The sequence below is a fragment of the Flavobacterium saccharophilum genome (assembly GCF_900142735.1).
Lineage (GTDB): Bacteria > Bacteroidota > Bacteroidia > Flavobacteriales > Flavobacteriaceae > Flavobacterium > Flavobacterium saccharophilum.
The window spans coordinates 1-1,463 of sequence record NZ_FRBY01000012.1; the positions used below are offsets into that span (position 1 = coordinate 1).

General features: G+C 44.4%; 1 pseudogene. It reads right to left on the reverse strand.

Features of this window, described 5'->3' with window-relative positions:
- Positions 1–1,463 (reverse strand): annotated as a pseudogene (locus BUA98_RS22440) (hypothetical protein); the annotation flags it as partial.

Sequence of the window (1,463 nt, forward strand, 5' to 3'; positions counted from 1 at the left end):
CCACTAGTTTGTGTTACTCCCGTTGATGGAGTTATCGTATAAGTATAAGTCGCATCGTAATTGTCAATCGTAAAACTTCCTGTTGCTGTTGCACATGTTGGCTGTGTAACCGCGCTTAGTGTTGGAACATCTGGTGTTGAAGGCTGAGCATTTACAACAGCTGCAACTGAATCAGATGAACTGCAAGATCCAAGTGTTGCTTTTATGGTGTAACTTCCAGCAGGGGCTGTAACAGATCCACTAGTTTGTGTTACGCCTGTTGATGGAGTTATTGTATAAGTGTAAGTCGCATCGTAATTGTCAATCGTAAAACTTCCTGTTGCTGTTGTACATGTTGGCTGGCTCACAGCGCTTAGTGTTGGAACAGCTGGGGTTGAAGGCTGAGCATTAATTATAAATCCAGTGTTTGCAGAATCACAACCATTGGCCGTAGCTTTTATGGTGTAACTTCCAGCAGGAGCCTTAACAGATCCACTAGTTTGTGTTACGCCTGTTGATGGAGTTATTGTATAAGTGTAAGTCGCATCGTAATTGTCAATCGTAAAACTTCCTGTTGCTGTTGTACATGTTGGCTGGCTCACAGCGCTTAGTGTTGGAACAGCTGGGGTTAGAGGCTGAGCATCAATTACAAATCCAGTGTTTGCAGAATCACAACCATTAGCCGTGGCTTTAATGGTGTAACTTCCAGCAGGAGCTGTAACAGCACCACTAATTTGTGTTACTCCCGTTGATGGAGTTATCGTATAAGTATAAGTCGCATCGTAATTGTCAATCGTAAAACTTCCTGTTGCTGTTGCACAAGTCGGCTGTGTAACCGCGCTTAGTGTCGGCACAGCAGGTGTTGAAGGCTGAGCATTAATTACAAATCCAGTGTTTGCAGAATCACAACCATTGGCTGTTGCTTTTATGGTATAACTTCCAGCAGGAGCGGTAACAGACCCACTAGTTTGTGTTACTCCCGTTGATGGGGTTATCGTATAAGTGTAAGTCGCATCGTAATTGTCAATCGTAAAACTTCCTGTTGCTGTTGCACACGTTGGCTGGGTCACAGCGCTTAGTGTTGGCGTTACAGGTGTCGATGGCTGAGCGTTTACAACTGCTGCAACTGAATCAGATGAACTACAAGATCCAAGTGTTGCTTTTATGGTATAACTTCCAGCAGGGGCTGTAACAGATCCACTAGTTTGTGTTACGCCTGTTGATGGAGTTATCGTATAAGTGTAAGTTGCATCGTAATTGTCAATCGTAAAACTTCCTGTTGCTGTTGCACACGTTGGCTGGGTCACAGCGCTTAGTGTCGGCACAGCTGGCGTTGATGGCTGAGCATTAATTACAAATCCAGTGTTTGCAGAATCGCAACCATTGGCCGTAGCTTTTATGGTGTAACTTCCAGCAGGAGCCGTAACAGATCCACTAGTTTGTGTTACTCCCGTTGATGGAGTTATCGTATAAGTATAAGTCGC